General features: G+C 67.2%; 23 protein-coding genes. 7 read left to right on the plus strand and 16 right to left on the minus strand.

Annotation, left to right across the window (positions count from 1 at the left end):
- The first annotated feature begins 33 nt into the window (after positions 1–33).
- The 3 genes from fusA (at position 34) to AC5P8R_RS05455 (ending at position 3,461) form a co-directional block, all read left to right on the plus strand.
- Positions 34–2,070: an elongation factor G gene (gene fusA, locus AC5P8R_RS05445; RefSeq protein WP_197620892.1), complete on the plus strand. Its 2,037-nt coding sequence runs from the start codon at positions 34–36 to the stop codon at positions 2,068–2,070.
- A 252-nt stretch (positions 2,071–2,322) separates the two neighbouring features.
- Entirely contained in the window at positions 2,323–2,595 is a 273-nt protein-coding gene (locus AC5P8R_RS05450) for a hypothetical protein (RefSeq protein ID WP_005409616.1), read from the plus strand.
- A gap of 110 nt (positions 2,596–2,705) precedes the next feature.
- Positions 2,706–3,461 (plus strand): SapC family protein, encoded by a 756-nt coding sequence (locus tag AC5P8R_RS05455; protein ID WP_032961063.1) that lies wholly within the window; start codon positions 2,706–2,708, stop codon positions 3,459–3,461.
- Here AC5P8R_RS05455 and AC5P8R_RS05460 read toward each other — a convergent pair whose 3' ends face one another.
- The 12 genes from AC5P8R_RS05460 to AC5P8R_RS05515 form a co-directional block, all read right to left on the minus strand.
- A complete protein-coding gene (locus tag AC5P8R_RS05460; RefSeq protein WP_212577251.1) occupies positions 3,462–5,771 on the minus strand; it encodes an ATP-binding protein in 2,310 nt (769 codons plus the stop codon). It abuts the gene before it with no gap.
- A gap of 14 nt (positions 5,772–5,785) precedes the next feature.
- On the minus strand, positions 5,786–6,412 hold the full coding sequence (locus tag AC5P8R_RS05465; protein ID WP_032961138.1) for a response regulator transcription factor: 627 nt from the start codon (positions 6,410–6,412) through the stop codon (positions 5,786–5,788).
- Between the two features lie 261 nt (positions 6,413–6,673).
- Positions 6,674–10,147: a DEAD/DEAH box helicase gene (locus AC5P8R_RS05470; protein WP_495223061.1), complete on the minus strand. Its 3,474-nt coding sequence runs from the start codon at positions 10,145–10,147 to the stop codon at positions 6,674–6,676.
- A 306-nt stretch (positions 10,148–10,453) separates the two neighbouring features.
- The gene (locus AC5P8R_RS05475) at positions 10,454–10,987 is read right to left on the minus strand and encodes a lipocalin family protein (RefSeq protein WP_032961066.1); all 534 of its coding nucleotides are present in this window, start codon (positions 10,985–10,987) and stop codon (positions 10,454–10,456) included.
- Positions 10,988–10,995: 8 nt separating this feature from the next.
- Positions 10,996–12,069, minus strand: a complete 1,074-nt coding sequence (locus tag AC5P8R_RS05480) for a class I SAM-dependent methyltransferase (RefSeq protein ID WP_180834687.1) — start codon at positions 12,067–12,069, stop codon at positions 10,996–10,998.
- Positions 12,066–12,851 carry a DUF1295 domain-containing protein gene (locus AC5P8R_RS05485; protein WP_197620889.1) on the minus strand — a complete coding sequence of 262 codons (786 nt, stop codon included), beginning with the start codon at positions 12,849–12,851 and terminating at the stop codon, positions 12,066–12,068. The genes AC5P8R_RS05480 and AC5P8R_RS05485 overlap by 4 nt, the downstream gene beginning before the upstream one ends.
- Complete coding sequence (locus AC5P8R_RS05490; protein WP_069116852.1) at positions 12,848–13,393, minus strand: DUF2878 domain-containing protein; 546 nt, start codon at positions 13,391–13,393, stop codon at positions 12,848–12,850. Before AC5P8R_RS05490 ends, AC5P8R_RS05485 begins: the two co-directional genes overlap by 4 nt.
- Position 13,394: 1 nt before the next feature.
- On the minus strand, positions 13,395–14,654 hold the full coding sequence (locus tag AC5P8R_RS05495) for an SAM-dependent methyltransferase (protein ID WP_041863424.1): 1,260 nt from the start codon (positions 14,652–14,654) through the stop codon (positions 13,395–13,397).
- Positions 14,651–15,418 carry a DUF1365 domain-containing protein gene (locus tag AC5P8R_RS05500; RefSeq protein ID WP_014647127.1) on the minus strand — a complete coding sequence of 256 codons (768 nt, stop codon included), beginning with the start codon at positions 15,416–15,418 and terminating at the stop codon, positions 14,651–14,653. Before AC5P8R_RS05500 ends, AC5P8R_RS05495 begins: the two co-directional genes overlap by 4 nt.
- Positions 15,415–16,692: an NAD(P)/FAD-dependent oxidoreductase gene (locus AC5P8R_RS05505; protein ID WP_014647128.1), complete on the minus strand. Its 1,278-nt coding sequence runs from the start codon at positions 16,690–16,692 to the stop codon at positions 15,415–15,417. The genes AC5P8R_RS05500 and AC5P8R_RS05505 overlap by 4 nt, the downstream gene beginning before the upstream one ends.
- A gap of 1 nt (position 16,693) precedes the next feature.
- Entirely contained in the window at positions 16,694–17,644 is a 951-nt protein-coding gene (locus AC5P8R_RS05510) for an acyl-CoA desaturase (protein WP_169411047.1), read from the minus strand.
- Between the two features lie 81 nt (positions 17,645–17,725).
- The gene (locus AC5P8R_RS05515; RefSeq protein WP_197556546.1) at positions 17,726–18,493 is read right to left on the minus strand and encodes a hypothetical protein; all 768 of its coding nucleotides are present in this window, start codon (positions 18,491–18,493) and stop codon (positions 17,726–17,728) included.
- 134 nt (positions 18,494–18,627) lie between these two features.
- Here AC5P8R_RS05515 and AC5P8R_RS05520 point away from each other — a divergent pair, with 134 nt between their 5' ends.
- From AC5P8R_RS05520 to AC5P8R_RS05530, 3 genes are read left to right on the plus strand one after another with little or no spacing between them, the layout of a single operon-like run.
- Positions 18,628–19,251 carry a sigma-70 family RNA polymerase sigma factor gene (locus AC5P8R_RS05520; RefSeq protein ID WP_014647131.1) on the plus strand — a complete coding sequence of 208 codons (624 nt, stop codon included), beginning with the start codon at positions 18,628–18,630 and terminating at the stop codon, positions 19,249–19,251.
- On the plus strand, positions 19,248–19,922 hold the full coding sequence (locus AC5P8R_RS05525; RefSeq protein WP_197620887.1) for a ChrR family anti-sigma-E factor: 675 nt from the start codon (positions 19,248–19,250) through the stop codon (positions 19,920–19,922). The genes AC5P8R_RS05520 and AC5P8R_RS05525 overlap by 4 nt, the downstream gene beginning before the upstream one ends.
- Positions 19,923–19,935: 13 nt before the next feature.
- The gene (locus AC5P8R_RS05530; RefSeq protein ID WP_197620886.1) at positions 19,936–20,628 is read left to right on the plus strand and encodes a Rossmann-fold NAD(P)-binding domain-containing protein; all 693 of its coding nucleotides are present in this window, start codon (positions 19,936–19,938) and stop codon (positions 20,626–20,628) included.
- 2 nt (positions 20,629–20,630) lie between these two features.
- Here AC5P8R_RS05530 and AC5P8R_RS05535 read toward each other — a convergent pair whose 3' ends face one another.
- Genes AC5P8R_RS05535 through AC5P8R_RS05545 form a run of 3 tightly spaced genes read right to left on the minus strand, consistent with a single transcriptional unit; the run spans position 20,631 to position 25,724 of the window.
- The gene (locus AC5P8R_RS05535) at positions 20,631–23,030 is read right to left on the minus strand and encodes a response regulator (protein ID WP_495223062.1); all 2,400 of its coding nucleotides are present in this window, start codon (positions 23,028–23,030) and stop codon (positions 20,631–20,633) included.
- Positions 23,023–23,490, minus strand: coding sequence for a response regulator (locus AC5P8R_RS05540; RefSeq protein WP_014647135.1), 468 nt, complete (start codon positions 23,488–23,490; stop codon positions 23,023–23,025). Before AC5P8R_RS05540 ends, AC5P8R_RS05535 begins: the two co-directional genes overlap by 8 nt.
- Positions 23,487–25,724, minus strand: a complete 2,238-nt coding sequence (locus AC5P8R_RS05545) for an ATP-binding protein (protein ID WP_495223063.1) — start codon at positions 25,722–25,724, stop codon at positions 23,487–23,489. The genes AC5P8R_RS05540 and AC5P8R_RS05545 overlap by 4 nt, the downstream gene beginning before the upstream one ends.
- A 263-nt stretch (positions 25,725–25,987) precedes the next feature.
- On the opposite strand from AC5P8R_RS05545, the gene AC5P8R_RS05550 reads away from it, so the two are divergent.
- Positions 25,988–26,281, plus strand: coding sequence for a hypothetical protein (locus tag AC5P8R_RS05550; protein ID WP_014647137.1), 294 nt, complete (start codon positions 25,988–25,990; stop codon positions 26,279–26,281).
- A 16-nt stretch (positions 26,282–26,297) separates the two neighbouring features.
- Here the strand turns inward: AC5P8R_RS05550 and AC5P8R_RS05555 are convergent, their stop codons facing one another.
- Positions 26,298–26,783, minus strand: coding sequence for a TspO/MBR family protein (locus AC5P8R_RS05555; RefSeq protein ID WP_495223064.1), 486 nt, complete (start codon positions 26,781–26,783; stop codon positions 26,298–26,300).
- Positions 26,784–26,816 lie beyond the last annotated feature (33 nt).

Below are 26,816 nucleotides of genomic sequence, written 5' to 3' on the forward strand. Positions count from 1 at the left end.
GGCCCCTGAAGTTGGCTTTGCAGGAATCTCTATATGAACACCCAAGTCCTTTCCCGTCGTCGCAACCTTGGCATCATTGCCCACATCGACGCCGGCAAGACCACGCTGACCGAACGCCTGCTGTGGAAAAGCGGCGAGATCCACCGCGTCGGTGAAGTGCACGACGGCAACGCGACCACCGATTTCTCGGCGATCGAACGCGAACGCGGCATCACCATCGGCGCTGCCGCCGTGCAGGCGCAGTGGGCGCCGCGCGACCTGCCGCCGCATCGGCTGACCCTGATCGACACCCCTGGCCACATCGACTTCGCCATCGAGGTCGAGCGTTCACTGCGCGTGCTCGACGGCGCCGTGGCCGTGTTCTCGGCCGTGGATGGCGTGCAGCCGCAGTCCGAAACCGTGTGGCGCCAGGCGCGTCGCCACCGCGTGCCGCTGATCGCTTTCGTCAACAAGATGGACCGCGTCGGCGCTTCGTTCGAGCGCGTGCTGGAGCAGCTGCGGGACAAGCTGCGGGCGCGGCCGTGGGCGCTGGGCGTGCCGTTGGGCAGCGAAAGTGGCTTCAACGGCTGGGTCGATCTGGTCGATGAGCGCGTGCTGCAGTGGCAGGATGGTGCCGCAACCACGGTGACCCCGTGGGACCAAGCGGCGCGGGCCCAGTGGCAAGCCCAACGCGATGCGCTGGTCGAGGCCGTGGCCGATCACGATGAGCAACTGGCCGATGCCTGGCTGGAAGGTCGCGTGATCGATGCCGGGCAGCTGCGCGCGGCGATCCGCCGGGCGACGCTGGCGGGTGCGGGCGTGCCCGTGCTGGCCGGTGCTGCGTTCAAGGACAAGGGTATCGAGACGCTGCTGGACGCCGTGGTCGATTACCTGCCGTCGCCGCTGGATCGCCCTGCCGTCAGCGCCGAAAGCGATGAGGGCGAGGTCGTGCTGCCGCCGGACCCGGACGGTCCGCTGGCCGGCCTGCTGTTCAAGATCACCCACCAGCAGCACGGCGCGTTGAGCTTCGTGCGGCTGTACTCGGGCACCTTGAAGGTGGGTGATGCGGTGGCCAGTTCGCAGCATCCGCAGGGGCGGCGTGTCAGTCGCCTGGTGCGGGTGCAGGCCGACCAGACCCACGACATCGAACAGGCCGTGGCCGGTGACATCGTTGCAGTGCTGGGCTGGAAGGATGCGGTCAGTGGTGAAACGCTGAGCGGTCGTGCGCAGCCGCTGCGCCTGGAGAACATCCAGGCACAGGCACCGGTGCTGGCGTGGCGGTTGGAGCCGGCGCGTGCGGCCGACCTGATCCGGATGGCACAGGGTTTGGCCAGCCTGGCCCAGGAAGATCCCTCGTTCCGCGTCGAAACCGATCGCGACACGGCGGAGACCCTGGTCTGGGGCATGGGCGAACTGCACCTGGAGGTGATGGTCGAGCGCCTGCGCAGCGAATGGAAGGTCGACGTAGGCGTAGGTGCGCCGCGCGTGGCCTACCAGGAGACGCCGAGGCGTGCGATGACCGGCGTCGTCGGGCGGCTGGTCAAGCAGACCGGCGGCCAGGGCCAGTTCGCGCACGTGGTGCTGGATGTATCGCCGCGCGAGGACGAACAGGTCGTATTCAACGACCGCATCGTCGGTGGCGTGGTGCCGCGCAGCTTCATCGCGGCGGTGGAGAAAGGTGTGCGTGCTGCGCTGTCGGAAGGCCCCCAGGGCCATCCGGTGGTCGGCATCGAGGTCAGTCTTGTCGATGGCCAGACCCATGCCAAGGACTCCTCGGAGATGGCGTTCCATCGCGCAGGCGCCGAGGCGATCAAGGCGGCGCTGGCCGAAGGCGGCACGCAGCTGCTGGAGCCGGTGATGGCGGTGACGGTGCATTCGCCGTCAGCGTCGGTGGGTGATGTGGTCGGCGACCTCAACCGCCGCCATGGTCGCATTGTCCGCATCGACGATCAGGATGGTCGCGCCGAGGTCAGTGGCTTCGCACCGCTGGCGCAGCTGGTGGGCTATACCACCTCGCTGCGTTCGCTCAGCCAGGGGCGGGCCAGCAGCGAGGCGCACCTGCATGGCTACGAGCCGGTGCGCGCTGCATGAAGAAGGTGAGGGGAGCCCGTTCGCGGGCTCCCTTTTTTGTGGGTTCGGGTTTCCGCATCCATGCGTGGCGTGGATCTACCGGCTGATCGGGTCGCGAGCTCTGCACTAGATCCACGCCATGCGTGGCTGGGGCCCTCGCGATGCGTTTTTTTGCATTGCGATGCAACAAAACTGCAGAAAAAGCTGGATTAAAGTGATGCCTCACGATAAATTGCGCACCCCCCGTTGCTCGCCGCCGCCCGCACCCCTCTCATGCGTGATGACAAAGACCCCGGAACCCTGGAGCTGACCCTGCCGCGCAAGCGCGGTCGTCCGCCCAAGTTCGGGTATGCGATGAGCGATGCGCAGCGGGCCGCACGCTATCGTGCGCGCCGGGCAGGGCAGGCCAACCACGCCGATGTGCGCTCCTGCAGCGACATGGTGCTGCTGGACAAGATCCGTGCAGCGGTGAGCGCGCGCGACACCGAACTGGCCGGATTCCTGGTCCACGTGCTCTGGCAGCGCTACCCCCTGCAGCTGAAATAGTTCGCTGGCGGGGTGGCCGTTGTCATCGAGCTTGTTGATAATGCGGGATTCAGGTTGTTCCCGCTGGCGTGCCCGGGATGGCAGGCGCGCATGATCGAACGGTTCCCAAGATGACCACCACCAGCGACACCACCACCGAAGCGGCGCCGAGCGGCGCTCCCCTGTTCTATACCCGTCCGGTGCCGCTGCAGGCCGATGTGCACGCCGATCTGCGCATCCTGCCGGGCAAGCTCGAGTTCGCCGCCGGCAACAACGCCATTCCGCTGGTGCTGGGCGAGTTCTCGCTGGCGCTGCATCATTTCCCGATCCTGTTCGCCGGCCCCGGTGCGGTTCCGATGGCTGCCGTCGGCGTGTCCGACCAGAACCTGTTCATCAAGGACGGCCTGTGGGAAGACGAGGCCTATATTCCGGCCTACCTGCGCCGCCACCCCTTCATCTTCATCGACACCGGCGCGGAGAATGACTTCCTGCTGGGCATCGACGAAGAAAGCCCGCGCGTGGTCAAGGGCGGCGAGGAAGGCCAGCCGCTGTTCGTTGACGGCAAGGCCACCGAAATGGTGCAGCAGGCGCTGGAGTTCTGCGGCCAGTACACCCGCGAGCACGAACAGACCCTGGCCTTCTCCAAGGCCCTGACCGACAACGGCCTGCTGGTCGAGCGCAACGCCACCGTGCGTACCCCGGATGGCCGCGAGTTCAACCTCAATGGCTTCCTGGTGGTGGACGTCGAGAAGTTCGTTGCGCTGCCGGAAGCCACCGTAGTCGAGTGGCACCGCAGCGGCTGGCTGGCACTGATCCACCAGCACCTGATGTCGCTGGGTCGCTTCAATGACCTGACCCGTCGCCAGGTCGAGCGCCTGGCCGCCTGATCAAGGCATTGGCAGGGTTCCCGCTGGGCGGGAGCCCTGTCCGGCCTTCAGCACGTCCAGCAGGCGCCGCGCATCGGCCCAGTCCGGCGCGGCGTCATGCGCCAGGTCGACCAGCTCCGCCGCGATGGCCGCATGCTCGCATTGGCCCAGCATCTGCAGCGTGCCCTGCAATCGGTGCGCGTGATGGCCCAGTGCCGATGCATCCGCTCGATCAATAACCCGCTCCATGTTGCCGAGCTCATCGTGGATGTCGGCGATGTAGGCCGCGTCCATGTCAATCGTCTGCGCGGCTGCGCCCAGGCCCTCTGGTCGCGCAATGCCGAGCGCAGGCAGCAGCTGGGCGGCGCGCAGCGGCTTGGCCAGCACCGCGTCGAAGCCCGAGCGGTGGCAGCGTGCGCGATGACGCCGTCCGGTGCGGGCAGACAATGCGATTAGGCGAACGGTGCGCCCGGCAGACCCGCGTAGCTCGCGCGCCAGCACGTGACCATCGGCGCCAGGCAACCCAATGTCGATCAGAGCAACGGAGCGGGGCTGTCGTGCCTGTTCGGCCAGGGCACTGGCCGCATCTTTCACGGCGCACACCTCTGCGCCCCAGCGCCGCAGCTGTTCGGCGATCACGTGGCGATTGAGCTCGTGGTCCTCGACCAGCAGCAGGTGCAGTCCGGCCAGTGGCGTATCGCCCACGGGCATGTCCTGGGCATCCACGCCGGTGCCAGCCGGGCACACCGGCAGGCGCAGGATGAAGCGACTGCCACGGCCCAGCACGCTGTGCACGGTGAGGTCGCCGCCCATTGCGCGGGCCAGCTCGCGCGCGATGGAAAGCCCCAGCCCACTTCCGCCACGCCGCTGTCCGCTGCTGCCTTGCTGGAAAGGCTGGAACAGGGTGGCTACCTGCGCCGGCGCGATGCCGATGCCGCTGTCGATCACCTCCAGCAGCAGCGCCCGCGGACGCGCCGCCGGCATCAGTTGCAGGCGCAGCTCGATGCGACCGGAATCGCTGAACTTCACTGCGTTCGCCAATAGATTGCTGGCAATCTGGCGTAGCGCATCGGCGTCCACCAGGATGTTCGACGGGGATGCGCCCTGGGCATCGAGATGCAGCTGCAGGCCTTTCCGCTGGGCCTGTGGCCGGATCGCCTCCAGAGCATGCCGGCACAGCTGGGTTGCATCGCAGGGTTGCGCATGCGGCTTGAAAGCACCGCTCGCAAGGCGCGAAAAATCCAGTGCGCGATTCAACAGGCTGCGCAGGGATTGGCTGGCGCTGCTGGCAGCGGCGAGCAGGTCACGCTCGCCCTTGGGCAATGTCGATTGCCCCAGCAGCTCGATCGAGGTCAGCACGGCCTGCGCCGAGTTGCGCATCTCGTGGCTGATCACGCCGATGGCATGCGCGCTGCTTCGGTCACCGCGCGCCCGCAGGTGGCGCATTGCGAGCCACAGCAGCGGCAGGGCAATCAGCAGTGGGGCCAGCAGCAACCATCCGCGCGGGGGCGACGCCTGCATCCAGTCCAGTGCATTCCCGGCCGCGGCAGGCAGGGTCTGGCCTGCCCACAAGTGGAGCAGGCCTGCGTGCTCTTCCAGAGTGATCTCCCGCAATGCCTGTTCGATGCGCCCAAGCAGTTGCTGGTCTTCCCGGCGAACCAGCAGGTAAAGGTCGGTGGAGAAGCCGCTATCGAACGGCTGCAAGCGCAGGCTGCCATTGAAATGGCGTCGAACCAGGGGGCGCAGCGTGGGCTCCAGGCCAATCGCCACGTCCGCCAGCCCGCTTTCGACTGCCGCCAGTGCTGCATGCCGGTCTGGCAGCTGCCGCAGCCGGACCTGCGGGTGATGCGCGTGCAGCCAACTGGCGTAGGGCCCGCCTTCAACGACGGCGATGACCCGGCCGTCGAGTTCGCGCATCTCCCGTGGCAGCCACTCGCCAGCGCGTCCGGCCAACAGGGTGGCGCCGCCACGGAATGCGGTGGACGCGGCAAGGCCGGGGCAGGGCAGCGGCTGGTGCCTTGCGCCGCCAAACACCATGACCAGGTCAGCCTCGTGATGGCATACAGCGAGGATCGATGCGGCGGTTGTCGGGTAGGGGTGTTCCAGGAAACGGAATTGGGCGTGCCGCGCCACCAGGTTGGCATAGCCATGGGCGAGCGTTGGCGGTGATGACGGATCGGCCAGGGCCGCGGGCAGGGGGCGCAGGGAGGGAGTCGTGGCGACCCGTACAGTGCTGCCCGGCAGCCAGCGTGGCGAGCGGATATCTTCGGCCGAGGCAGCCGGCAGGAGAAGGAGCGCCAGCAGCCCCGTGGACAGGAAGCGGCGGCGCAACGGCGGCTGGCGCCTCACGGTGTCTCCAGTCGTTCGCGCAGTGCGTAGATTTCCACGTCGCTGCGCAATCCCAGCTTGCGCAGCACAGCCACCTTCTGCGTGCTGACAGTCTTGATGCTGCGGTGCCGCCGCAATGCGATCTCGGAGACCGTCAAGCCTTCCAGCAGCAGGCCCAGCACTTCGCGCTCGTTGCGGCTGAGCTCGCCGCGATCGCCGGCCAGCCTGACGTCCGGTGGAACCCGGGTCAGGCCCTGGGAAACACGTACGATGGCGTCGGACAATGCAGCAAGCGGTTCGGCCTTGCTGACGAATCCGTTGAGTCCGGCATCGATCAGGCTGTTGAGGTTGGTGGTGGGGCAGAGCGTGGCGAAGGCCAGCAATGGCGTGCGCGGGAATTCCCGGCGCAGCAGCGCAACCAGCTCGAGGCTACCCAGGTCGTCACGGGCAAGCGTGAGATCGATGATGGCCACATCCACTGGTGTGCGTTGCAGGCTGCAGAGCAGTTCGTTGCTGCAACCGTGGCTGGCGACGATGTCGAAGCGGAGATCGCCTGACAGGTGCAGGGCGGTGCCGCGACGGACGACTTCGTGATCGTCCAGGAGCGCCAGGCGAAGCCGACGCGGTGCAGGAAATCCATTCATGCGCGGGAGGTGGTCGGCGCCCATGGGCGTGGCCGCCATTCTGGCGCCGCTGTCGCGTCGAACATCGAATTCGTTGCGTTTTTACGACTATTCCTAAAGGTCGATGGACGCAGTTGATCGGCCGGGGCTTACGCATTCGTGACGTAAATGGATGGGGTGCTGCAGGCGTCCCGTCGTGGCTGCCGGAACCATTAATGTGACGCGTCACGCTGGCGTGACCCTGCGCCCCTGACCTGAGTCGTTGACGCCGTCAGGGCAGGGCTATCGAGTCTGCACGCGGGGGATCGACATGCGACCCAGGAACTGCGCCGGGGTGATGCGGGGCAACTGTTTGGCATGGGCGTGTGAGAAGTGGCGCAGGCCGCCCCAGAGTGCGGTGTCTCCGATCAGGAAGCAGCGGTGCTGGGCACGGGTGACGGCGACGTTGAGCAGATTGGGCTTGCTGGAGGCCCAGTGCGCCGCGCCCACCGTGTCCGTGTCGCAGCCCAGGACCATCCAGACAATGCTTTCCTCCTTGCCCTGGAAGGTGTGCACGGTGCCGACGCGCTCCCTGCACCACGTGCGCAGTTCGGTGGTGCGTGGCGCCTGCGTGCCGGGTGGGGCATCCGGGCCAAGCCAGGCGTCCTGGCTCCGCAGTCGCTCGAGCAGGGCATTCTTGATGCGCTTGAAGGGCGAAATGATGTAGACCGGGGGAAGGCTTCCGGTGCTGTGGTAGAGCGCGGCCAACGCCTGCTGCACCAGGTCGATCTGGCACGGCACGACCTGCTTGTCGCTGGTGCGGCCGGGGGCGTGTACCCAGGCGCTGCTGCCGATGTCCAGGCTGTCGGTGGGTGGCCGCGCCGCACTGGGTTCCCAGGGGTTGGAGAAGATCATCTTCCCCTCGTAGGCAATCGTGTTGGCAATGGAGAACATCGGTTCGACGCAGCGACGATGCACGCGCAGCGGACTGCCGATCCAGAGCGGCGAGCCGCCGGACTCCATGCGGGCACCGAGCGGGTTGGCCTCGTCGGCCAGTACCTGTACGGAGGTCTTGTCGGGCGAGACGTTCACGCCTGCAGGCAGTGCGCTGGTTCGGCCCAGCGCCTGCAGCAACTTGACCGGCACGGTGAACACCGGCTCGATCTGCAGCGGATCACCCACCACGACCGCGCGCCTGGAGCGCAGCAGTGCACCGACCGCCGCCTGCGGCACGGCCTGGCCAGCTTCATCGATGAACAGCCAGCCGATCGAGTCCGGCCCCAGGTGGCGGAACTGGCGTGCGACCGAGGCGAACGTGCTGGAGACAACCGGCACGATCATGAACAGGCTCTGCCAGATGGCCAGCGCATCGCGTGGCTCCTGCAGCCGCTTGCCACTCAGCAGGTGGCACAGTGCGATGACGTTCTGGGCGAAGCCGCCGCCCTTCTGCACGACTTCGTGCAGCCAGGCCTGGTGAAGCTGCAGTGCCGCCACGAAGAGGTTGGCGCGCTGCTCGTTGAGCTGCTCGCTGTTCCAGACTCCCTTGATCTGCCAGTCCTGACCTTCCAGTTCGGCCGCGTTGGCGGGATGGGACGCGGTGCCGAATTCGGCTTTCAGTTGTTCGAGCTGTTGCGTCATTCCAGCCCATTGCTGCGCCCGTGCCTGCGCGGCGGCCGATGCCTCGGCCAGGGTGCTCACGGTTCGGCCCAGGTGCTGTTGCGCCGTATCACATTGCGTCCCGAGTTCGAGCCCGCGCTGGGTCCATCGGTGCTGATGATCTGCGTTCTGCACCATTGCGGCCGCATGGCTGTGCGCGCGCTGCCGGTCAAAGATGCGGGCCCACCAGCCAGGCTTCTCTTCCTTGAGCAGGATGCGTTGCGCCTTGAGCAGGGCGAGCTGTTCATCGGATCTGCTGCGCTGGCCCTCGAGTGCACGGCACTGCTGTGCAGCTTCCTCATGCGCGCGCTGTGCATCGCGAAGCTGAGAAGTCGTTTGCCGGCAGAAGCTCTCCTCATCGTTGCCGCTGATTTCACGGCTGAGCGAGGCAAGCCGATCCAGCTTTTCGACCAGGCCATTGACGATCGCATCGGCCTTGCCGAACGCCTGCCTGGCCTGCTGGAAGCTCATGGCTGCTGGGTTGTCCCGCCACTCCCAGAGCGACTGGTGGCGGGCGCGGTCGTAGCCCTTCGGGGTTTTGCCATCTTTTGGGGCGCTCCTGCTGATGGCCCGCACAAGTGCCTCGCGGTTGGCCTTCCTGCCCAGCGCGCAGCTGATCAACCCCCAGGCATCGCTGTCTGCCGCCGGTCGTTCATAGGCGCCCCTGCCGTTCCATTCGAGCAGGTTGCGGGCCAGTGGCCGCAGGTAGTCGAAGGTCACGTCCCCTGTGCTGTTGCGCCAGCGCGACCCTCCGGGCTTGCCCAGTGACCGGCTCTTCGGCAGGTCACGCGAAATATTCTCCACGGCGGCATTGTTCGACGATGCGACCACCATCTCGAAGCCGGTCAGGTCGGCCTTCAGTGGCGAGACCCTGCACGGCTTCTCACCTTCGAAGTTCACTTCGCGGGCTGGGCCGAGCGCAGCGGCTGGCGTCGCGTACTGTGACAATGCACGTGCACGCCGCACGATGTTCTCAGCGAAGACCTCACGCAACAGCGTGGTCTTTCCGGTTCCGGGCGGGCCATTGACCGAGAACACGCCTGAATCGCGCACCTGCTCGAAGATGCTGTTCACAGCGAACTGCTGCATCAGGCTCATCGTGTGTGCAGGATCGCCGGGCCAGTGGCCCCGATTGATGTGGCGCGGGCGCAGCCGGTCGGCAATCAGCGCATGGCCTTCTGGGGTGTAAAGGTCTTCGCGTCGGCTTTCAGGCAATGGGCTCAGATAGGCGCGTAGCGGCGCACTGGCCTTGCCCTGGTCGAGTGCGCCGATGGCCCGCGCGATATCCTCGACGAAGAAACTGTTGAGGATGCTGATCTCCGCGTCCTCTTCGGGCTGGGCCTCGTCGTCCTCGGCGTCGTCCGCTTCCGCCGTTGGCTCGTTGTCCGGCCCTGGGGGTGTGGCTTTTGCTGCCCGTTCCGGCTTCGGCTTGTCTTCAACGCTTTTCGCCCGGATGACCAGCAGCGGAGCGGACGCGTCGCCCGCGGAAGGGTCATGACCCGACCAGTTGCACAGGATGTCGAGCAGGCGCAACAGGTCGTCGGGGCTGCAGGGCGTTGGGCCCTCCCCCTGTCCGGCGGGGGTGGCAGCGGCGCTGCGGAACGTTGCTACGTCGCGCTTGAGTGCTTCAAGGCTTGCCTGGAAGGCGTCGAAGTCCAGGCCCTGCAAGCCACGCCTGGAGATCGTGCCCAGTGCCCACGGAACGGTCGATACCGAGATTTCACCCAGCTGCAGCACGCCCTCGGCGCTTGCCCGCAGGCTGGCCGCGCAGGTCAGGCCTTCCAGTTCGGCCCGTTCGTCCTGTTCCAGCGACTCGTCTCCGCTTGGCGTCTCAGCCAGTACCCGCTGGGTGATATCGGCCAGCTGGGCTTTGTCGAATATGCCGAGGTAGACATCGAATCCGCTCAGCCTGCGACCGAATGGCAGGGGTGGGGACCACAGATCCTTCGGGTCCAATCGCTCGAGCTGATCCCTGGACAGCTGCCGTACGCTCCAGTCCGCGTCCTTCGACTCAAGGACCTGGCCCTGGAGATCGTAGGGTATGAAGAACTCAACCCTGTGCCAGAAGCTGAGGATCGCGCGATGACTGGCCTGCAACGTGTTGCGTCGTTCTTCCTTCAACTGCCTGTTCCTTCCATTGTGAAATCGGCCACGACCGGAATGCACCCTTCGTCGGCCATTGTGGCCGGCGCGCACAGCCCTGTATTGGCCATTAGCGGCCGCCGCGGTCGAGTCTTGAGTGTTCGCGACCCCGGCGCCAGCTACTGCAGGCAGGGCAGGGGCGGCGTCGCTGTACGCACGGGTCCGGCAGCGGCTGCGCGCGTGTTGGATGAACAATGCGGCAGCGGTGATGAATGCGACATCCGGCGCAAGCAGATGTCGACACGCCCTGCCGTCAGCAGGTGCTGCGTGGGGATGACCGATGGCTCAGCGCACCGACTGCGGCACGCGCCTCAGCTTTGCGGTGTCGTAACCCATGGCCGCGATGCGCTGCACGGCCTGCTGGTAGTCGCTCTCGGACACCTGTGGCGTGCGTGCCATGTACCACACGTAGTCGCGCTTGCTGCGCGCGACGATGGTCTGGCCGTAGTCGTCGCGCAGCCAGGCAATCACATACTCGGCCTGGATCGGCCAGATGAACTGCATGCCCCAGATGGCGCCGTTGCCGTCCTTCTCAACCCGTCCAACAGGGTGCATCGACTTCTGGGGGGCGTCGAAGCTGCCCTTGCGATAGGTGAAGGTGGTCTGGATGCGCCCGTCGGGCTTCAATGCGTAGCTCTCCACCGCGTCGAAAGCTTCGCGCTCCGGCCATGAGGGGATGTGGGCGATCACATACCAGTCACCCATGAAACGTGGCACGTCCACTGAGGGCGGGCGGGGCAGGGGACGGGTATCGGTGGAACTGCAGCCGGAACCAAACAGGCTCAATGCCAGCAGGGGAAGCAGCGAGCGCATGCGCATGTCACACCTCAACGGGGGCGGAACAGATAGTGGGCGACCAGCCACTGCTGGCCGTCGTCGTAGCCGAACAGCTCGGCGCATGCCATCCAGAACATGCGCCAGCGCTGCCACCAGATCTTCGCGGCGGCCTGGCCGTAGGTCGCGACCAGCACCGGCATCACCGCCTCGCGTGCTGCATCCTGGTTGGCCAGCCAGTGGTCGGCGGTGCGCTGGTAGTGGGTGCCGTCCAGCAACCAGCGCTGGTCAAGCCGCAGGTCGCGCTGGAAATGCAGCAGCGTGTCGGCCGCCGGCATCAGGCCACCAGTGAAGAAATGGCGGCCCATCCAGTTGTCGCCGCCCTCGGTCTCGAACGGGTACATCAGCGTGCGGTGGGCGAAGATGTGCACGAACAGCGCGCCGTCGGGCTTCAGCCACTGGCTGATGCGCGCCAGCAGGCGCTCGTAGTTGCGCACATGCTCGAACATTTCCACCGAGACGCAGCGGTCGAAGCGTGCGGTTGGCAGTTCGAGCTGGTTGACGTCGCGGGTGATCACCTCGACGTTGTGCAGCCCCCGGGCCTGGCACTGCGCCATGATGTGCTGGCGCTGGCTGTGCGAATTGGACACGGCGGTGATCGCGGCGGCGGGATAGCGCTCGGCCATCCACAGGGTCAGCGAACCCCAGCCGCAGCCCAGTTCGAGGATCTGCTGGCCATCGGCCAGTCCGGCGCGCTGGCCGTACAGCTCCAGCATGGCGTCCTCCGCCTGGTCCAGCGTTTCGCGCCCGGTGGGGTAGTAGCAGCTGCTGTACTTCAGGCGCCTGCCCAGGCAGGCCTGGAAGAAGGCCGCCGGAACCTCATAGTGCTGGCGGTTGGCCGCGTCGGTATGCAGCGCGAGCGGGCTGTCGGCCAGCTCGGCGATGCGACGGCTGAAGCGTGCGGACTGTGCTTCGATACCGCCCAGCATTTCCTCGTGCAGGCGTTGCGCGCACAGGCGACGGATGCCGGCGCGCAGCGCGGCATCGGGAACCAGGCCGCGTTCGGCCCAGGCGATCAGCCCGGTTTCCGCGTCGTCGGCCGGGGTCAGTGACGGAATCGCGCTCATGCGGAATGCTCCTTGGAAGGACGAGGGAACCAGGGGAAGAACATCGGCGTGCTGCGCTGGTAGGCGCGGTAATCGTCGCCGCGGCTGCGCAGCGCCTGCTTTTCGGTGAACGGAATGCCGCTCAGGTAGCGCAGGAACACATACATCAGCAGCGGGCCGGACCACGCCAGCCACCACAGCGGCGAGCCGACCGCGAGCAGGACATAGCTGAACCAGTGCAGCCACTCGAAGAAGTAGTTCGGGTGGCGGGAGTAACGCCAGAGCCCGTCGCGGCAGGTGCGACCCTGGTTTGCAGGATCCGCGCGGAACCGGGCCAGCTGATGGTCGGCCAGGCTCTCGCCGCCGACGCTCAGCAGCCAGACGAGTGCGGCGGCCACGACCCACAACGTCATGCTGGTCTGTGGATTGGCAGCCACCGCGACGAAGGGCAGGGCGAACAGCACGACCAGCAGTGCCTGGGCCATGAAGAAGCCGAAGATCTTGGCTTGATGCCCTTGCCAGTACTCGCGCAGATAACGGTAGCGACCGTCTTCCTGTTCATGGCGGACCCGATGCCACAGGTGCAGTGCCAGTCGGCTGCCCCACAGGCCACCGAGCACGCCCAGTGCAATCCGTGGCGCCGCCGCACCATCGCCGAGCCAAGCCAGCAACAGGGCCGAAGCACCCACGCCCTTGGCCCAGAGCACATCGACCACGCCGATGTTGCGGTGGCGCCGCTGCCAGGCCCAGCCCCAGCTCATCACAAGCACGGCATACAGCAGTATCCACACCAGATTGATCATGACGGCGCTCCGGCCAAGGGCGGTGGAATGGTGCGGGAGCCGCGACGAGCGGCCATGCACAGCAGCGAAAGCGCGATGCTCCAGCCCACCCCCAGTACCAGCAGGCCCTGCCACAGCGGCGCAGTGAATCGAACCGCATCGAAACCGCGCGCTGCGGAGAGATAGGCCAGCGGGGCCAGCAGCAGGCCGAACGCGGCTGGCAGGGCAGGGTGGCGCAGCAGGAAGCGCATCGAAGTGGTCAGCGTCATCGCAAACGCGGCCCACAACGCCATGATCCAAAGGGGCGGCGTCCAGCCCAGCGGGGCCGCGGCGTAGCGTACGGTGCCGCTGGCGGCGGCACTGGCGTCGACCAGCCACGCGCAGGCCATCGCCAACAGCATCAGCCGAAGATCCAGCCGAGGTTGCGGCGAGGTCAGCAGCTGGCTGCCGATGTAGAGCGACGCTGCCAGCAGCGCCGGCCATTGCCAGCCGCGCCCGGCGCCGGCCACGGCGCACAGCCAGACCAGCTGGTTGCCAAGCAGATTGGCCCAGAACCGGCGCACCTCAGCCGCCTTGACCCGATGCGCCAGCGGGACGATGCCCGGGGCGCGCCAGCAGCAGATGCGAAACGCCGATCGAACGCTCCAGGAAGCCGCCCTCGCAATAGGCCAGGTAGAACTCCCACATCCGGCAGAAGCGCGTATCAAAGCCCTGTGCCTGCACAGCGGGCAGCTGGGCAAGGAAGCGTTGGCGCCAGGCGCGCAGGGTCAGTGCGTAGGAGTGGCCGAAATCCTGCTGGGCGACCAGCTGCAGGTCACTGGATCGGGTCTTGGCCGCCATGATCGCGTTGATCGACGGAATGAAGCTGCCCGGAAACACATAGCGCTTGATGTAGTCGACGCTGCGCCGTGCCTGCTCGTAGCGGTGATCTTCGATGGTGATGGCCTGCAGCAGGGCGACACCATCGGGCTTGAGCAGGCGCTGCAGCGTTGCCATGTAGGTGTCCAGGTATTCGGCGCCGATGGCTTCGATCATCTCGATCGATACCAGCTTGTCGAACTGGCCCTGCAGGTCGCGGTAGTCCTGCATCAACAGCGTGACCTTGTCCTGCAGCCCGGCGACGCGGACGCGCTCGCTGGCCAGTGCATGCTGCTCGGCGGAGATCGTGGTTGTGGTGACGTGGCAGCCGTAGTGCTGCGCCGCGTGCAGCGCAAAACCACCCCAGCCGGTACCGATCTCCACCACGCGGTCGCCCGGCTTGAGCTGCAGCTGTTGGCAGATGCGGTCCAGCTTGCGCCGCGAGGCGGATTCCAGCGACTCGCCCTCTTCGGCGAACAGGGCCGAGGAGTACATCAGGTCCGGTGACAGGAACAGGGCGAAGAAGTCGTTGCCGAGGTCGTAGTGCGCGGCGATGTTGCGGCGGCTGCCTTCGCGGCTGTTGCGGCGCAGGCGGTTCCAGCCGCGCAGCAGCCAGCCTCCCACGCGCGCCGGGCCGTGTTCCATGCTGTCGAGCAGATCGCGGTTGCGCACCAGCAGCCGTATCAGGGCGACCAGGTCGTCACAGCGCCATTCGCCATGGATGTAGCTTTCGCCGGCGCCGACGCTGCCCTGGGCCGCCACCTTGCGATAGAACGCCGGGTCCTCGATGGTGACGGTGACATGCAGCTCACCGCGGGCATCGCCCAACCAGACTTCGCCCAGCGCGTCGCGCACGCACAGGCGGCCGTCGCGCATCGGGGCGAGCTGGGCCAGCAGGCGGCGGCGCAGGAAGGCATCCAATGCGCCGGGGCGCGGCAGCGCGACCGAAGGAATCATCGAATTCATCGCGGTTTCTCGGCAAGGGTAGGGTGGTCGTGTACGGGATTGCGTTTCAGCCACAGCCGCAACGCATGCCAGTGGATGGCGGCCACCACCTGGGTGGTCATCAGTGGATAGCAGGCCAGGACGCGGGCCAGCCCGCGGCCATCCAGGGGGTGTCGTTGCATGACCTGGGTGGCATCAAACTGGCGCGCGCCGTCGCGCCAGACCTGCATGTGCACGCGCAGGTCCTCATCAGGGCAGTTGAACCGCCAGTCGTAATGACAATCCATCGGCATGAAGGGCGAGACATGGAAGCATTTGTCGAACCGCCAGCGCAGCGAGGTGCCTTCCTGCGTGGCCGTTGCGACCGGCAGCACGTAGGCGTGACGTTCCTTCCAGGGTGTGTTGGTGATCTCGGCGACGATGCAGTCCAGCGTGCTGCCATCGGCCCGGTAGCAGTAGTAGAAGCTGACCGGGTTGAACACGTGACCGGCGAAGCGCAGATGGGTGAGCAGGCGGACCGGGCCGGTGGGCCGGTAGCCCAGGGTTGATGCAGCGTGGTCGCGCACTGCATCGGCCAAGGGCCGCGCGGGATCGCCGAAGTAGTCGCTGCGACGGAACTCGGCCAGATTGCGGCGATTGATCGACCACAGCCAGCGCCCGGCGAACACGCTGTCGAGTTCATCCAGGTCGAGCAGCAGCTGTGCGATCGGATAGCGGAACGCATGCGGGTGTGGCAGGTGCCTGCGGTGCGCCACCTGCCCGAAGTAGAGCGCACTGGCGCTCATGCGGCCACCTCGCCGGGAGCCGCCATGACGTGGTGCGGTTCACAGGTGCGCAGTGCATCGACCACGCGGCGGGCGCTGCGGATGCCGTCCTCATGGAAGCCCCAGCCCCAATAGGCGCCTGCGAACCAGGTGTGGCGGCGGCCCTGCAGCTCGGCCCAGCGCTGTTGCGCGCGCACTGCGGCATGGTCGTGCACCGGGTGCGCATAATGCAGGGTGCGCAGCACCTTGCCCGGGTCGATTGCCTCGCTGCGGTTGAGCGTTACCACCAGGGGCGTGCTGCCGGGCAGGCCCTGCAGCTGGTTCATGCAGTAGCTGACCGTGCAGGGCGCAGCAGGGTCGCGGGGCACATGGGCATTCCATGCCGCCCACGCCTTGCGGTTGCGCGGCAGCAATGACGCGTCGGTGTGCAGCACCGCTTCGTTGGCCTGGTAGCGGATGGCGCCGAGCACGTCGCGTTCGATGGGGTCGGCGTCACGCAGCAGCGCCAGGGCCTGGTCGCTGTGGCAGGCCAGGATGACCTCATCGAAGCCTTCCACGCCGGCCGCGCTGTGCACGCGAGCGCCCCACGGCATGCGCTCGACCGACTGTACCGGGCACTCCAGCCGCTCATGCACCCGCCAGCGGGCGCGCAGGGCGTCGACATAGCGGGCCGATCCACCGCTCACCACCCGCCACGGTGCACGCCCGGTCATCTGCAGCATCTGGTGGTTGGCCATGAACTGGGCCAGATAGCGCGCCGGGAAGTCCATCACCGTGGCCGTCGGGGACGACCACAGCGCGGAGGCCATCGGCAGCAGGTGCTCGTCGATGAAGGCATCGCCGTAGCGCTGGCTGCGCAGGTACTGCCCCAACGTTGGGCCCTCGTCTTCTGCCAGCAACAGGGGGGCATCGCGGTAGAACCGGCGCAGGTCGACCAGCATGCCCCAGAACCGCGGCGACACCAGGTTGCGGCGCTGGCAGAACAGGCCATCCAGCGAGGTGGCGTTGTACTCCACGCCGCTGCGCTCGCTGTGCATCGAGAAGCTCATCGTGGTCGGCTGCGAGGCGACGCCCAGCTCGTCGAACAGTGCGGTCAGCAGCGGGTAGTGCTGGGGATTGAACACGATGAAGCCGGTGTCCACCGCCATGCGGACGCCATCCACCTGCACGTCGTGGGTGTGGGTATGGCCGCCCAGATAGTCGTTGGCCTCGAACAGCGTGACGTCGTGTTCGCCGTCCAGCCACCAGGCGCTGGCCAGTCCGGCAATGCCCGAACCGATGATCGCGATGCGCATGTCAGTACCTCGCCTTGGCCAGCACCCACTCGGGAATCGGCTTGAGCCCTTTGACCAGCCCAAGCGCCGCCATCGCGCGCAGTCCATACCAGGTCAGGTCCACTTCCCACCAGCGGAAGCCCTGGCGGACGGTGCCCGGGAAGAAGTGGTGGTTGTTGTGCCAGCCTTCGCCGAAGGTGAGCAGCGCCAGCCAGAGATTGTTGCGGCTGTCATCGCGGGTCTCGAAGCGGCGGCGACCGAAGCGATGGGCCAGCGAATTGATGGTGACCGTGGCGTGGAACAGCACGATGGTGGAGATGAGGAAGCCCCACACCAGCAACTGCGAGCCGGAGGTATGCAAGCCTGGCGCCCAGCGCTCCAACCCGGCGCCCAGTGCATACAGCGCTGCGGCCAGCAGTACCGGCACAGCCGTATCGAAGCGGTCCAGCCAGCGCAGCTCCGGGTAGCGCGCTAGGTCGGGCACCCGCGACAGGTCGGTGGCAAAGGCCTCGCGGGTCAGGAACCAGCCCATGTGGCTGCGCCAGAAGCCGCCCTCACGGGGGGAGTGCGGGTCCAGCGGCTGGTCGGCGTGACGGTGGTGGTGGCGATGGTGGGCGGCCCACCACAGCGGCCCGCGCTGTACGCTGGAGGCGCCTATCACCGCGAACACGAACTGCACCGGCCGCGATGCCTGGAAGGTGCGATGCGAGAAGTAGCGGTGGTAGAACGCCGTGATGGCGAACATGCGCACCGCATAGAGTGCTGCAGCCACGATCACCGCTGTCCACGAGATGCCCACCCAGATCACTGCGATGCAGGCCAGGTGCATCAGCGCGAAGGGCACGGCGCGCACCCAGTCGATCCGCCCCGGCCGCTCGCCGGTGGCCTCTGCGGCGTTGCCGGTATCGAACCAGCGCTGCAGCGTGCGCAGCAGGCGCCAGCGTCGACGGGGGAGGGGCGCTACAGAGGCCATGGCGGATCTCGGCGGGTTTCGTGTCTTCCTCTACGCGGCAGAAGGCCCACTGGATGCGGAGCGCGGCAGGAAATTTGGATTTCACCTGGCCGTAACGGTGCAGCGATCTGTCAGCGGCTGCGCCCAGGCCTGCTGCCATTCGCTGGCGGGGCGACCAGCCGCTGCGGCGATGAAGCGCACCGTCACCTGTGGATAGGCACCGCGTTGATCGCGCAGGTTGCTGGTGCCACGGAACTCCAGCAGGCGCTGGTCAGCGCTGGCATATACCAGCGCAAGGCGTGGCGCGATGCCGCCGTACCAGGTGTCCAGGCTGACCTCGATCGACTGCGCATCGATCCCCTGCCAGCGCTGCGGGCCGGTGCGCCTTACCTGCACCGGGAAGTAGCGCTGCCGCGCTGGAACCAGGAAGGGCAGGGTCACACGCTCGCCGCGCATGAGCGCCTGCCAATGCAGGCGCACCGCCGCGTCGAACCCTGCGTCGATGACCGCGCCGGTCGGCAGGTCGAGCTCGCGCTGCACCGGTGGGCTGCCGGCATCCTCCTTCCACGCGATCGAGACCCTGCCGCTGGCGGCCTCGACGTCGGCCTTCTGGCCGCTGCGCCGGTCCTCCAGGGTATAGCCGCGCGCCTGTGGGTCCGCGCTGGCCGGCAGGTGCTTGCGGGCGAAAGGCCGCCCGTCCGCGCATTGGTACAGCACCCAGCGCTCGGCACCCTCGGCCGCATCGCGTCGCCAGTGCACCTCGCGGTAGAGCAGGTCGCCGCGCGACGACGTTGCTACCCCCTCGCTTCGCAGCCAGGGCGCGGCCAGCGCGACATGGGGCAGGCACAGCAGCAGCCAGGCGGTACGCATCGCGTTCATCCGGGAAAGGAGGGCTGAGGTCATACGGCGGGGATGGGCGGTTGGATGCGTCTGCAGCGGCTGCATCCAATCACGGCCCCTGCGCGTACAGAGGACAGACCTTCACCCGCCCGCCGCGAACGCCGATGTACCCTGACGCCGCCAGCAACCCCCTCAACTTCGATACCGCACGCATCGTGTCCAGTTCCCAGCAGCCGAGCAGCGAGCCGACGAACTGGGCCGGTGACATGGACGGCGTGGCACGGCTTCGTGACCGCGACTGTTTCATGCGGATCTATGATTACTTCATGCCGCGGCTGTGCGTATACCTGCGGGGCCTGGGCGTGCCTGACGCGGTGGCCGAGGAACTGGCGCAGGAGAGCCTGCTGCGGCTATGGCTGCGCGCGGCCGACTTCGATCCCGCGCAGGGTGCGCTGAGCACATGGCTGTATCGCATCGCCCGTAACCTGCACATTGACCGCATCCGCCGCGAGCGCAGCTGGATGCAGGTGCAGGCAGCCGTCGAGGACGCAGCAACCCTGGATGTGATCGAACGCAGCAGCGCCGAACAGTTTGCCGACCAGGCCCGGCTGCGCCAGCGCATCAACGAACTGCCCGCCGTGCAGGCGCGCTTGGTGCGCATGTCCTATTTCGAGGCCAAGAGCCACAGCGAGATCGCCGAGGCGATCGGCATGCCCTTGGGCACGGTCAAGTCGCATCTGCGGCGCGCGTTCCTGCAGCTGCAGGCCAAAGTGGGAGGTGCGCTGTGAACCCGCGCCACCACCTGCACGAATCGACGTTGATGAGCTATGCCGCAGGCGCGCTGCCCACGCCACTGAGCGTGGTCACTGGTACGCATCTGGAGCAGTGCCCGCACTGCCGCCAGCGCCTGCGCGAGGCCGAGGCGATCGGCTCGGTGCTGCTCGAGCAGACCCAGCCGCCCGCGCCTGATCCACGCCGCGAACAGCTGCGCGAGGCCATGCTGATGCAGCTGGCTGCGGAAATGCCGATTGCCATGGACCAGGCCGCGCGTCCCGTGCCGATGGAGCGGCCCGAGGCCGACCCGGACCATCTGCCTGCCTCGCTGCACCCCTACTTCGGGGCATCGCTCAGTGGGTTGCGTTGGCGCTGGATGGCGCCCGGCGTGCACTGCATCCGTGCCGAGCAGATGCCTTCGCTGATCATGCTGAAGATCGCCCCGGGCAAATGCCTGCCCATGCACAGCCATGGCCGCAGCGAGCTGACCCAGATCCTGCGCGGTTCCTACAACGATGCGCTGGGGCTGTTCGCACCCGGCGACGTGGCGGACCTGGATGAAGACGTGGAGCATCAGCCGGTGACCGCGCCGGGGGTGCCGTGCATCTGCGTGTCGGCGCTGGATGCACCGCTGGTGTTCAGCGGGTGGCTGGCGCGCAAGATCCAGCGGTTCGTGAAACTCTAGTGCGGCCCTGGCCATGGCTCAGGCACGGACATTGCGGATTTTCCTGACCGGCGCTGCAGGCCTGGTGGGGCAGGGCGTTGCCCTGGCCTGCCAGCGTTCGCCGCAGGTTGCCGGCTTGACCGCGCTGGTGCGGCGCCCGGGCAGCCTGCGCGGACCCGGCAGCGAACGGGTGGTCCCGGACTTCCTGCACATCGACGCGCAGCGTGATGAACTGGCCGGGTACGACGCATGCTTCTACTGTGCCGGTGCGCCACCGGTTGGCACTGCCGAGGCCGAGTACCGGCGCGTGACCCTGGACACCACACTGGCAGTGGCCCGCGCCTGGGCTGCGGTGAATCCGCAGGGGTCCTTCCTGTATGTCTCCGGCGCAGGCGCGGACCCGCAAAGCCGGCTGATGCCGCTGCGGGTGAAGGGCGAGACCGAGCGGGCGTTGCAGGCGCTGCCGCTGCGCGCGGTGATGCTGCGTCCGGGCGGGGTCCGGCCGGTGCCGGGGACAGGTACCCGGCATGCCCTGTTGAAACCCCTGTACTGGGGCGGCGCACCGTTGATGAAACTGGCCGGTGCGCTCGCGCCCTCGCTGATGACCAGCAACCTGGCGCTGGGCATGGCCATGATCGCCCTGGCCGGAAGAGAAAACCCGCCGGCCACGATCGAGTGCGCGGATATCAACCGGATCGCGGCAGGCATGCGCGATGCGTCCGCCTGACCTCAGCGCGGCGCAGCCTCCAGCGCGGTGCGCACTGCCAGCGCAAGGTCACTGCGGGTAAATGGCTTTGGCAGCAGGGCGGCTGCACGCCCCTGCGCGCCAACCGCATCGTGGTCGCGTGGATAGCCTGACGTGAACAGGACCGCGATTGCCGGCCAGCGTTCACGCACCTCACGCACCAGCTCCCAGCCGGACATGCCCGGCATCACCACGTCCGAGAACAGCAGGTCGACCTTGGTGTCCGGCCGTTCCAGCAGCCGCAACGCCGAGGGGCCGTCGTGCGCTTCCAGCACGCGGTAGCCCAGCAGGCGCAGCGCATCGACTGTATGCGCACGGACATCGTCGTTGTCCTCGGCCACCAGCACGGTTTCCTCGCGTGGCGAGTAGCCGGCCAGGCCCGTCTGCGGAACGCGAGCCTCGCTAGGCAGCGCCAGCGGCGAGCGCGGGAACATCATGGTGATGCTGGTACCGCCGCCTTCCGCCGAATCGATCAGTACGTGGCCGCCGGACTGCTTGACGAAGCCGTGCACCATCGACAGGCCGAGCCCGGTGCCGCGGCCGACCTGCTTGGTGGTGAAGAACGGCTCGAACACGCGCGCCAGGGTGGCCGCGTCCATGCCGTGGCCGTTGTCGCGCACCCGCAGCATCACGTACTCGCCGGGGGACGCATCCGGGAACAATGCGGCATAGTCGTGGTCGAGGTGACTGTTGTCGACTTCGATCACCAGGCGGCCGCCGTGCGGCATCGCGTCGCGCGCATTGACCGCCAGGTTCAGCACCGAGGCTTCCAGTTGGCTGATGTCGATCTCCACGCACCAGATGTCCTCGGCGGTGCGGATGTCCAGTTGCACCAGTTCGCCCAGTGCCCGCTGCAGCATGTCCTGCATGTCCAGCAGGCACTCGTTGAGGTTGGCTGCCTGGCTGCGCAGCGGCTGGCGCCGGGCAAAGGCGAGCAGGCGCTGGGTGAGGCTGGCGGCACGGCCAACCCCCTTCAGGGCATTGTCCAGGGCACGGCTGGCCATCGCGCCGGCTTCGCCGGCCCGTTCGCTGAGCAGCATGGCGTGCTCGATGTTGCCCGAGATCACCGTCAGGATGTTGTTGAAATCATGCGCGATGCCGCCGGTGAGCTGGCCGACCGCCTCGATCTTCTGCGACTGGCGAAGCGCATGCTCGGCCTGCCGCCGCGCAGTAGTTTCCACCGCCTCCGATACCACGGCAGTGGCCACGCCGTCGGCGTCCAGCAGCGGGCGCAGCGAGACATCGAAGCTGCGCCGGCCGGTGGGCAGTTCCAGCTCGAGGGAATGCAGCGAGCTGCGACCCTGTGCCGCCGCGGCGACGGCCTGGTCAACCACCGCGCCGACGCCGTCGGTGTTGGCGAACCACAGGGATTCGCCGAAGCGCTGGCCGACAATGTCCTTCTTGTCCGCCAGCACGGCGGCCAATGAGGCGTCATTGGCATCGACCACGCGCCCGGACAGATCCAGCAACACCTGATGCTGGAAGCTGGATTCGAAGATCGCCTGCAGCCGCCGCTTGCTGGCCCGGAGTTCGGCTGTGCGCGCCTGCACCTGCTGCTCCAGGGCCTGGTTGTCCTCACGCAGGGCCAGTTCGGCCTGCTTCAACACCGATACGTCGCTACCCATGCAGATGTAGCCGACCACGCTGCCGTCGGCGGCATGCTCCGGCACGCAGTCCATCTGCACGAATCGTGACTGGCCGCTGCGATGCACGAGCTCGACCTGGAAGCTGGTGCGCTCGCCCTGCAGCACGCGTTCCAGGCTGGGGAGGGCATGTTCGAAGGCGCTGATGCCGCTGACATCTCGGGCAAGGCGTCCCAGCAATTCGGCCTGGCTCACGCCATGCCAATCCAGGAACGCCTTGTTCGCAAAGCGGTAGCGGTGGTCCTTGTCGAGCCGGGCGATCAGCGCCGGAACGGCGTCGGTCACCTGCTGCAGCTGCGCCTGGCTCTCATTGAGCGCAGCCTGCGCCTGCACCAGCTGGTTGCGCTCGTGGGCTTCCTGCCGCGCGCGACGGATGGCATCCGGCAAGCGCTGCAGGCGCTGCTTCACCACATAGTCGCGTGCGCCGCGGGTCAAGGCCTGCACGGCCAGCTCTTCGGTCAGGGTGCCGGAGACGAAGATGAAAGGCGTGTGCGGGATGCGCTCGCGCGCCAGCGCAAGGGCGGCATCGCCATCGAATCCAGGCAGTACGTGGTCGGCCAGGATGATGTCGAAGGGGCGATTGTCGATCGCCTCGATGAACGCATTGCGGGTCCACAGCCGCTCGGCCTCGAAGTCGAGGCCTGCGCGCTGCAGCTGTGCGCTGATCAGCTCCGCGTCAAGCGCGCTGTCCTCCAGCATGAGGATGCGCAGGCGCTCACTGCGGCGCGATCCATCACGCATGGTGCTGCCCCGAACCGTTGGGCCGGTGCGGCGGTGGCTGGTTGGTGATGCCCCAGAACATGCCCAGCCCCTGGATGGCATCGAAGAATTCCTTGAAATCGACCGGCTTGACCACGAATGCATTGACGCCCAGTTCGTAGCTCCGCACCAGGTCCTGCTCCTCGCGCGAGGAGGTCAGCATCACGATCGGGGTGCTGCTCAGCTGCGCGTCGCCACGGACCTGTTCGAGCACTTCCAGGCCATTGACCTTGGGCAGCTTCAGGTCCAGCAGCACCACGACCGGGCCACCGTGCATGGCGCCGGCGAACTTGCCTTCGCAGCGCAGGTAGTCCAGCGCCTCGGCGCCATCGCGCACGTGGATGACGTCGTTCAGCAGCTGGCAGCGTGACAACGCGGCCATCGTCAGCTCGGCGTCTTTGGGGCTGTCCTCGACCAGGAGGATCGGCCGCAGGTCCCTCATGGGTGATCTCCTGTGGAACGGGGTAGGGTGAAATGGATCGTGGCGCCCTTGCCGGGTTCGCCCTCGGCCCAGGTGCGGCCGCCGTGGCGGTCGATGATGCGGCGCACATTGGCCAGGCCGATGCCGGTGCCTTCGAATTCCTCGACGTGATGCAGGCGCTGGAACACGCCGAACAGCTTGTCCACGTAGCGCATGTCGAAGCCGCAGCCGTTGTCGCGCACGAAGAAATGGTCTTCGTCGTCGTTGCGTTCGTGGCCGACCTCGATAACCGCCTGCTCGCGCTCGCGGGTGAACTTGATCGCGTTGCCCAGCAGGTTCTGCCAGACCAGGCGCAGCATGGTCGGATCGGCCTCGACTTCCGGCAGCGGCGCCAGCGTCCACTGCACCTCGCGGCCGGCATAGTCCAGGGCCAACGTCCTGCGTACGTCCTCGGCCAGCGCAGCCATGTCCAGCCGCACCCTGCCCACCGTCGAGCGGCCCATCTGCGAGAAGCTGAGCAGGTCATCCACCAACGTGCCGGCCGATTTCGCCGATTCCACGATGGTGTCGAGGAAGCGACGTTCGGTGTCGTTGAGGCGCTCGCCCGCAGAGCTGCCCAGCAGCTCCGAGTAGCCGACGATGTGGCGGAAGGGAGCGCGCAGGTCGTGGCTGACCGAATAGGAGAACGCTTCCAGTTCCTTGTTGCTGCGCACCAGCTGTTCGTTCAGCTCCGCCATTTCCTCGGCCTTGCGCAGCACGATGTCGACAATGGCGGTGCGCATTTCGTGCGCGGCATCGCAGTCGGCATCACTCCACGGCAGGCTGCGCTGCTGCACGGTCTCCTTCCACGCCTCGAACGAGTTCCGCGGCGACAGGGCCACGCCGGGCGCCTCGGTCTTGCGCGGGTCGCCCCCCCAGCGCACGGTGCGCACGACCTCCGGCCGGAACCACATCAGGTAGCTGTGATGGAGCTGCGAGATCGACACCGCCAGCAGGCCACTGGCCACGTCGGTCAGGTGCGCGGCAGGCGACCAGTCGCCGGCGAGATGATCGGTGCAGTACATTTCCTGCCCGGCGTGCTGGTTGGCCAGCCAGTCGGCCAGGGCCAGCACCTCGCTGGAGGGCGGGCACTGCCCCACGCGCATGCAGTCCCCCTTGTGCACGATGGCCGCGCCGGCCGCGCCGGTCAGGGACAGCAGGCTGGCCTCATCGTGGCGCAGCGCCGCCATGAACTCTTCGTCCCCGGCCATGCGTGCCAGCAGCTTGACCAGCACCGAGCGACGGGCCACGCGTTCCTCGATCGCGCGCGCGCGCTCCTTCAGCGCGATCTGCAGTGACAGGATCTGGCCCATGAACTCACAGGCCGTACGCACGTGGTACGGCAGGCGGCGCGGCTGCACCGCGTGGCAGGACACCAGGCCCCACAGCCGCCCTTCGTGCACCAGCGACACCGACATTGATGCCCCGGTGCCCATGTTGCGCATGTACTGCAGGTGCACCGGCGAGACGCTGCGCAGCACGGCCAGGCTCAGGTCGGTGGGAGGCGCGTCGCGATGCGCTTCCGCGCGCAACAGCGGCGCAGGGGTGTAATCGCTGTCCGCAATCAGGCGCACCCGGTTGCGGCGGTACAGCTCACGCGCCTGGGCGGGGATGTCCGATTCGGGGAAGCGCAGGTCCAGATAGGACGGCAGCAGGCCGTTGCCGTCCTCGGCCACCACCGTGCCATTCCAGCCTGCATCGAACTGGTAGACCAGGGTGCGGTCGAAGCCGGTGAGGCGTCGCACATGCGCGGCGGCCAGCCTGCACAGGTCTTCCACCGTCGTGGCGGTCTCGATGCCGGACATCAGCTCGCGGATCGCCGGGTACAGCTCTTCCAGCGAACCGGGCTGGCCCGGAACCGGCGCCTCCAGTTCAACCAGAAGGTCGGTTGCAGACCGGTGCACGAGCAGCTGGTGGCGGCCATGGCCATCCAGATGCACCGCGCCCACGTGTGCGCTGCTGCCGACCGTGGCCTGCTGCAACACCGCCTGGAACGGCGCCAGCACGCCACCCAGCACCTCGGCGACGTGTTGCATCAATGGCTCGCCGAACTGCTGCAGCAGGGCGGGGTGGCTGATGGCGCGCTCACGCACCTGCAGCGAGTGCGGTTCCACCACCAGAAGCACACCGTACGGCTGGATCGCGCCGGGGGTATGGATCGGTTCGCGCGCGCAACGCGACAGGGCAGCGTCGTGCGTGGGCTCAGCAGAAGGCATCAAGGGCGGGACTCATGATTCGTGAAGGGCAGGAACGACCCAGCGGTGTATCCGGTAACCATGGATGGTGAAGCAAAAGAGCGTATCCGCCTACCTCCCTGTGCATGTGGCGTGTCCTCCATCTGAAACTGAATTCTTCATACAAGCAGCGATGCGCATGCGGCAGGCGTCTCTGCCGGCTTCGCGGCCAGTGCATCTGCGCTGCACGCCGGCTCGACAGCGGCTGCCCTAGGGTGGCTCGACTTCCGTCGGATACCACGCCCGTGAACCTGCAGACCCTGCCTTCTACGCCGTACCGCATGCTGGCTGACAGTTGCCAGTTCGAACTGCTGGATGTGGATGCCCTGCAGGACCCCGCCAGTGGCCGGTTGCTGCACCTGTATTCGCTGGTGGCCCGTTGCCTGTCCTGCGAGACGGTGTTCAAGGCCGAAGAAGGACAAGGCCTGGTCAGCCATTCGTCGGCGCGTGTGGTGCGTTGCCCCACCGGCTGCGGGCAGCAGGCGTTCAAGCCGGCGCTGTTGAGGAACTGGCGCCCACAGGTCGTGGCCCAGGCGTAAGTGATGCGGCGCGCTGTCACAGCAGCCCGGGGTTGGCTCGCCAGACTGCGAAGTTGAGCGCCGAGGCGAAGCAAATCCAGGCCAGATAGGGCAGCAGCAGTACGCCTGCCATCGTGCGGACGCGCACGAACGCGAGCATCGTCGCGCACACCAGCGCCACCAGCACCAGGATGTCGACGAAGGCCAGGGCGCCCAGCTTCCAGCCGAAGAACAGCCAGCTCCACAGTGCATTGATGGCCAGCTGCACCAGATAGAGCCACAGCGCAGGCCGCGCGCCGCGCCAGCCGCGCTCCCGCCAGACCAGCCACGCCGCAATCGCCATCATGGCGTACAGCAAGGTCCATACCGGGCCAAACACACCGGCAGGCGGCGCCCATGCAGGCAGGGCGAGGGTGGCATAGAAGCTGGCGGCGGACGTCGAGGCCCACGCGCCCAGTGCGGCGGCGGCGAAGGTGATCGCCACCCATCCCAGAAGGCCATAGGCCTGTGTGCGCTTGTTCATTGCGTGCAACTCGTCAATTGGGGCGTCGGTGTA

The sequence above is a fragment of the Stenotrophomonas sp. YJH_SMC_73 genome, assembly GCF_059370155.1.

Coding starts and splice junctions, on each gene's coding strand:
- fusA (WP_197620892.1), top strand. CDS start 34: ATGAACACCCAAGTCCTTTCCCGTCGTCGCAACCTTGGCATCATTGCC.
- AC5P8R_RS05450 (WP_005409616.1), top strand. CDS start 2,323: ATGCGTGATGACAAAGACCCCGGAACCCTGGAGCTGACCCTGCCGCGC.
- AC5P8R_RS05455 (WP_032961063.1), top strand. CDS start 2,706: ATGACCACCACCAGCGACACCACCACCGAAGCGGCGCCGAGCGGCGCT.
- AC5P8R_RS05465 (WP_032961138.1), bottom strand. CDS start 6,412: ATGAATGGATTTCCTGCACCGCGTCGGCTTCGCCTGGCGCTCCTGGAC.
- AC5P8R_RS05475 (WP_032961066.1), bottom strand. CDS start 10,987: ATGCGCATGCGCTCGCTGCTTCCCCTGCTGGCATTGAGCCTGTTTGGT.
- AC5P8R_RS05480 (WP_180834687.1), bottom strand. CDS start 12,069: ATGAGCGCGATTCCGTCACTGACCCCGGCCGACGACGCGGAAACCGGG.
- AC5P8R_RS05485 (WP_197620889.1), bottom strand. CDS start 12,851: ATGATCAATCTGGTGTGGATACTGCTGTATGCCGTGCTTGTGATGAGC.
- AC5P8R_RS05495 (WP_041863424.1), bottom strand. CDS start 14,654: ATGAATTCGATGATTCCTTCGGTCGCGCTGCCGCGCCCCGGCGCATTG.
- AC5P8R_RS05500 (WP_014647127.1), bottom strand. CDS start 15,418: ATGAGCGCCAGTGCGCTCTACTTCGGGCAGGTGGCGCACCGCAGGCAC.
- AC5P8R_RS05505 (WP_014647128.1), bottom strand. CDS start 16,692: ATGCGCATCGCGATCATCGGTTCGGGCATTGCCGGACTGGCCAGCGCC.
- AC5P8R_RS05510 (WP_169411047.1), bottom strand. CDS start 17,644: ATGGCCTCTGTAGCGCCCCTCCCCCGTCGACGCTGGCGCCTGCTGCGC.
- AC5P8R_RS05515 (WP_197556546.1), bottom strand. CDS start 18,493: ATGCGTACCGCCTGGCTGCTGCTGTGCCTGCCCCATGTCGCGCTGGCC.
- AC5P8R_RS05520 (WP_014647131.1), top strand. CDS start 18,628: ATGTACCCTGACGCCGCCAGCAACCCCCTCAACTTCGATACCGCACGC.
- AC5P8R_RS05530 (WP_197620886.1), top strand. CDS start 19,936: ATGGCTCAGGCACGGACATTGCGGATTTTCCTGACCGGCGCTGCAGGC.
- AC5P8R_RS05535 (WP_495223062.1), bottom strand. CDS start 23,030: ATGCGTGATGGATCGCGCCGCAGTGAGCGCCTGCGCATCCTCATGCTG.
- AC5P8R_RS05540 (WP_014647135.1), bottom strand. CDS start 23,490: ATGAGGGACCTGCGGCCGATCCTCCTGGTCGAGGACAGCCCCAAAGAC.
- AC5P8R_RS05545 (WP_495223063.1), bottom strand. CDS start 25,724: ATGCCTTCTGCTGAGCCCACGCACGACGCTGCCCTGTCGCGTTGCGCG.
- AC5P8R_RS05555 (WP_495223064.1), bottom strand. CDS start 26,783: ATGAACAAGCGCACACAGGCCTATGGCCTTCTGGGATGGGTGGCGATC.